Here is a 5,309-nt window from a genome sequence, read left to right on the forward strand (position 1 = left end):
GAAGTCTGTCCAACCACATGATTTTCCTTTTGCTCTATGACAGTCAGATTCTCCACGGATATAATTTCGTCCACAACAATTCCCCACTTTGTCCCGTCCAGCAGCAGCACCATTTCCTTATACACCGAAGAACGGAAGACATCCTTTGTCTCATCCAGCAGCTTCAGTATGGCAGGCATATAATTCTGCTTCACATCCTCAAGGATATGGTTCCGGCACTTATCAAGCTCACATGTGTTCTCACTGGTTTCTGCACAATGTTCTATATTATCCGCTGCCATATGCAGCCTCTTATGAGGATCGTCAATCTTTCGCAAATGGAAATTGACCACATTATTCTCCGATGTAAAACTGTCATACCATCTTCCCAGGGCACACTGGTGCGGGTCTCTTCCAAGTAAAAAGGGAGTCCCTGCCGTGACAGCCGCCTCCAGTTCATTTACCCATTTAATGTGGTCCTGCTTACGGGCATCTATCATCTTCTCAAAATCCCTGCATTCTTCTGCCAAAGACTTGAATCCAAATGTAGTGCGTAAATCTAACATCTGAATTACCTGATTGCGATAACGAAACATCCCTGTCACAGTTTCCGGACTCTCAGGTATCTTATCATATTGCGGAAGCTGAACTATCGTGGATATGCATTCGCTGCTTACACAATAGTACGTGTCCACCAATTTAAATACAATATAAGGATACTTGATTTCTTTACTCATAATGTTTTTTTGCCGCCCCCCATTCACTTTTATTTTATTGTAACACTTCTTGCTGCAAACTACAATTATATTAAAAATATAATCACAAAAAGTGCTAATGTAACCACCATGTTTTGCCGATATATAAATAAGCGGGAATCATGATAAATGATCTCTCAGAATCTTGATGGATCATGTTGATAAAAAAGGAGCCTGAAAGCCTTAATTTTACTGGCTCAGAGATTCCGGGAGACTATTATAAATCCGAGGAGGATCATTATGTGTAAAAAGATGAAACAATCTACCTTGATACTGTTGTTAAACGGCGTAACAATACTGGCTTTGTTCTTTATGGTATTCTGCCTTGCCTGTTACAGCCGGATAACCACGAAACTTAACACCGCAAACAAATACCGCTATGAACTCACCTACAATGCCAATCGTTTTATGAACGGATCATCCTATCTCACCAATGAAGTAAGGGCCTATGCCGCCACCGGTAGTCAGGAGCATTATGATAACTACTGGAATGAAGTCAATCACCTAAAAAACCGTGATATAGGCGTAGAAAAGATGAAGGAAATCGGTATCACTGCAAAAGAGCAGTCCATGATTGACGAGATGTCCAATCTTTCCAACACCCTTGTTCCTCTGGAAGAAAACGCCATGAAGAATGTAATGGCGGGCAATGAAGCTGCTGCCGTGGACTATGTGTACGGGAAAGAATATGAATCCTCCGTGGCGAAGATTAACCAGATAAAATCGGATTTTCTTGCAACCCTGGACGATAGAACCTTAAATGAGGTGAACCGGCTTACCGGTGTCAGTTATATCATATTCTGTTGTTTTGTAGCAGTGGTTTTTATGATAGTCGTTCTTCAGATTATAACCTTCCGGTTATTAAAAAGCAGGCTTTTGAAGCCCGTTGTGGAGATTAAAGACCAGATGTATGAAATCGCATCCGGCAACCTGTCCCACCCGTTTAATCTGGAACCGGATACATCTGAAATTGGTATGCTTGTTAACTCCATTCACAGCACCAGGACTGAGTTGAAAAAATACATAGAGGATATAGCCAACAAGCTGTCACTGATTGCTGAAGGAGATATGAACCAGACCATAGATATCCAATATCTGGGTGAGTTTCTTCCTATTCAGAAATCACTCATCAGAATCCTGGATTCCCTGAACGATTCTCTTCAAAAGATACATAGGACAGCAAACGAAGTGTCCTTGGGCTCTGACAATGTGGCCGCCAGTTCCAGCATCGTATCACAGGGCGCCTCCGAGCAGGCTGCGGCAGTGGAAGAGCTGTCCGCTAATGCAGAAGAAATTTCCTCTCACTTAGACCGCATTGTAAATAAAGCTGAATCTGCAAAATCCTGTTCCACTGAGGCCGCCCGGCAGCTGATGATAGGAACCCGGCAAATGGAAGAACTTTCGGAAGCAATGGGCGTAATATCCGGCTCTTCCAATCAAATCAGTGGAATTATAAAGACCATTGAAGATATCGCGTTCCAGACCAATATACTGGCTCTTAACGCTGCCGTGGAGGCTGCCAGGGCCGGGGCTGCAGGAAAAGGCTTTGCAGTCGTTGCGGATGAAGTGCGCAACCTGGCCGCCAAGAGCTCCGAAGCCGCCCAAAATACAACTGTGCTCATTGAAAATACGTTGAAATTGGTTGAAAAGGGTGTCACATTAACAGGTAATACTATGGCGACTCTGAAACAGGTAGGCAAGGGAGCGATGGAATCAACGGACATGGTGGATGAAATTGCAGCCGCGTCTGCAAGGCAGCAGGAAATCCTGTCTCAGTTCACCGAAAGCATTCATCAGATTTCAGAAGTAATACAGTCGAATATGAATACTGCTGAAACTACCTCAACCGCTTCCGAGGAACTGCGGGAGCATGCCAGGAGCCTTGAAAGCGCCATTAATCAGTTTAAACTCCGGCAGTAGCATAATTCTCCGGTATCCGTTATATTTATGAACCTTATTATTTTCATAAAAATGCCGATAAAATTACTATAAGCTTTTTTTGGGTGTGAAAATATGACAGTTTAAAGGAGTGGGGATTATGAAAAGTATACGTATGAAAATCGTTGCATGCATGCTTATTGCCATACTGACCTCTTTGGTTATAGTGGGCGGAATAAGCGCGTGGCTCAACTACACCAGTACAATTGACACACTGGGGCAGACCATGACCGAGATGGCTGACACGGCTGCGGAACGTATTGAAGAGGAACTGAATGCATATAAAAACATTGCATATGTCACAGGATGTATCCCAACGCTTTCTGACCGGACAGCCACAGTGGAGGAAAAACGGGCTGTTGTTGAGAACCAGGCCCTTTCCCACGGACTTCAAAGAGGTAATATAATCGGTTTGGACGGAATCAGTATCCTGGACGGCAAAGACTACTCTGACCGGGCCTATGTGAAATCTGCCATGAAGGGGGAGACTGCGGTGTCGGAGCCGTTAGTCAGTAAGATAACGGGCCAGCTGAGCATCATGGTATCAGCTCCTATCTGGGAGGGCGGAGTACCTGGAAAAAAGGTTGCAGGGGTGGTGTATTTTGTACCGAATGAGACATTTTTAAATGATATAGTGGCCTCTCTTCAGGTTAGCCCCAACGGCAGTGCCTATATCCTTAATAATGCCGGTTACACAATTGCCCATAAGAATATGGACAATGTAAAAAACAGGGAAAATACACAGGAAGATGCAAAAACAGATAAAAAACTAAAGGACCTGGCTGCCCTGGAAGTCCGCATGACATTGGGAGAATCTGGTTTCGGGCGTTATGAATACGGGGGAAGCAGGAAGTTCCTGGCCTTCTCACCGATCGAAGGCACGGAGGGCTGGAGCCTTGCAATCAATGCGCCCACAAAGGATTTTACCCAGTCCACGGTTAACGGTATTATAATTACAATCATACTCATGGTGGTATTCCTGGCAATATCCTCTTATATGGCCTACAGGCTGGCCAGACAGATCGGAGAGCCGGTAAAGGACTGCGCCCAGCGGTTAAGGCTGTTGGCGGAGGGGGATTTGGATACACCTGTTCATGAGATACATACCGGGGATGAGACACAGATACTGGCTGATTCGGCCAGAACCCTTGTCCAGGGGTTCCGGCTTATGATTCAGGATATGGATGAAATGCTGGCAGAGATGTCAAGAGGCAACCTGACTGTGGATTCTAAATGTGAAGAAGCATATGTGGGGGGCTACAGGGGACTTCTGGATTCTGCCAGAAAACTGAGTGCACAGCTGAGCGACACCCTGCGCCAGATTAACCAGTCAGCGGATCAGGTATCGGCCGGGGCAGAGCAGGTATCAGCCGGCGCCCAGGCCCTGTCCCAGGGAGCGACGGAACAGGCCAGCGCCATTGAGGAACTGGCAGCTACGATTAACGATATATCCGGGAAAATCATAGCAACTGCCGACAGAGCCGGGGATGTCCACAGTCAGAGCAGCGAGACCGGAAGGGAAGTGGAGCAGTGCAATGAACAGATGTTTGAATTGGTAAATGCGGTCAGGGACATAGGCGAGAGCTCTTCACAGATCGGAAAGATTATAAAAACCATTGAGGATATTGCGTTCCAGACCAATATTCTGGCCCTGAACGCAGCGGTTGAAGCTGCGCGGGCCGGTACTGCAGGCAAAGGCTTTGCGGTGGTGGCGGATGAGGTGCGGAATCTGGCAAGCAAAAGTGCGGAAGCATCCAAAAGTACATCTGTTTTAATCGAAGGTTCTGCCCGTTCCGTGGAAAAGGGTATGAAAATCGCAGACGAGACAGCAGCATCCTTACAGAAAGCAGTGATTTCCACTGAAAATACGGTAAAGGCGGTGGATAAGATAACAGAGGCCACGGCAGAGCAGTCCCAGGCCGTCTCCCAGGTGACCCAGGGGATGGATCAGATATCCAGCGTGGTCCAGACCAATTCTGCAACAGCGGAAGAAAGCGCGGCCGCCAGTGAGGAATTGTCAGGGCAGGCAGTAATACTTAAGGAACTGGTGGGGCAGTTTAAAACCAGGTAGTTGGCTGGGCCATGACAGATATAAGCAGGAATACAGGACATCTTACAGAAAGCCAGCCGGTTCTTCCGGCTGGCTTTCCGGTTATACTTGCAAAACAAAAGAGGGTGAGTTAAAATAAGAAAGAAAACTAAATGACGCAAAGAAAAAAACACAGTCCCGGCCGGTAGTCCGGGCGCAGTAATAATCTGTCAGTAACCTGCCTCCTCGGTTGTCCGTTCTTTGCTGTAAAAAGCGAGGAGTGTTTTTTATGCAAAAAAGCAGACTGACAGTTTATTTCAATGGTACCCTGTGGATTGGAGTGTATGAACGTATTTCGGATGGCCGGTTGGAGGCATGTAAGATCTTATTTGGAGCGGAGCCCAAAGATTATGAGGTCTGTCAATTTCTGTTGCAGAACTGGAATAAACTCCGGTTTAGCCCGCCTGTAGATATTGAGAAAAAGACGGAGAGTAAGATTAATCCAAAACGAATGCAGCGCATGATCAAAAAACAGCTTGAATCAAAGGGAACCGGTACCAAATCCCAGCAGGCCCTGAAATTGCAGCATGAGCAGATAAAGACAGGCA

The 5,309-nt window shown here is 46.2% G+C and carries 4 protein-coding genes; 3 read left to right on the forward strand and 1 reads right to left on the reverse strand.

Annotation, left to right across the window (positions count from 1 at the left end; translation table 11 throughout):
• Positions 1-716 (reverse strand): CZB domain-containing protein (locus tag ABIN22_RS23270; RefSeq protein ID WP_346911593.1); only part of this gene is annotated, 716 nt, incomplete at its 3' end.
• Between the two features lie 258 nt (positions 717-974).
• Here ABIN22_RS23270 and ABIN22_RS23275 point away from each other — a divergent pair.
• The 3 genes from ABIN22_RS23275 to ABIN22_RS23285 all read left to right on the forward strand — a co-directional run.
• On the forward strand, positions 975-2,654 hold the full coding sequence (locus ABIN22_RS23275; protein ID WP_227129031.1) for a methyl-accepting chemotaxis protein: 1,680 nt from the start codon (positions 975-977) through the stop codon (positions 2,652-2,654).
• A 118-nt stretch (positions 2,655-2,772) separates the two neighbouring features.
• On the forward strand, positions 2,773-4,743 hold the full coding sequence (locus tag ABIN22_RS23280) for a methyl-accepting chemotaxis protein (RefSeq protein ID WP_227129030.1): 1,971 nt from the start codon (positions 2,773-2,775) through the stop codon (positions 4,741-4,743).
• 247 nt (positions 4,744-4,990) lie between these two features.
• Positions 4,991-5,309 (forward strand): YjdF family protein (locus ABIN22_RS23285; RefSeq protein WP_320982076.1); only part of this gene is annotated, 319 nt, incomplete at its 3' end.

Source organism: Faecalicatena orotica, assembly GCF_905197545.1.
GTDB lineage: Bacteria > Bacillota > Clostridia > Lachnospirales > Lachnospiraceae > Faecalicatena_A > Faecalicatena_A orotica.

Coding starts and splice junctions, on each gene's coding strand:
- ABIN22_RS23275 (WP_227129031.1), top strand. CDS start 975: ATGTGTAAAAAGATGAAACAATCTACCTTGATACTGTTGTTAAACGGC.
- ABIN22_RS23280 (WP_227129030.1), top strand. CDS start 2,773: ATGAAAAGTATACGTATGAAAATCGTTGCATGCATGCTTATTGCCATA.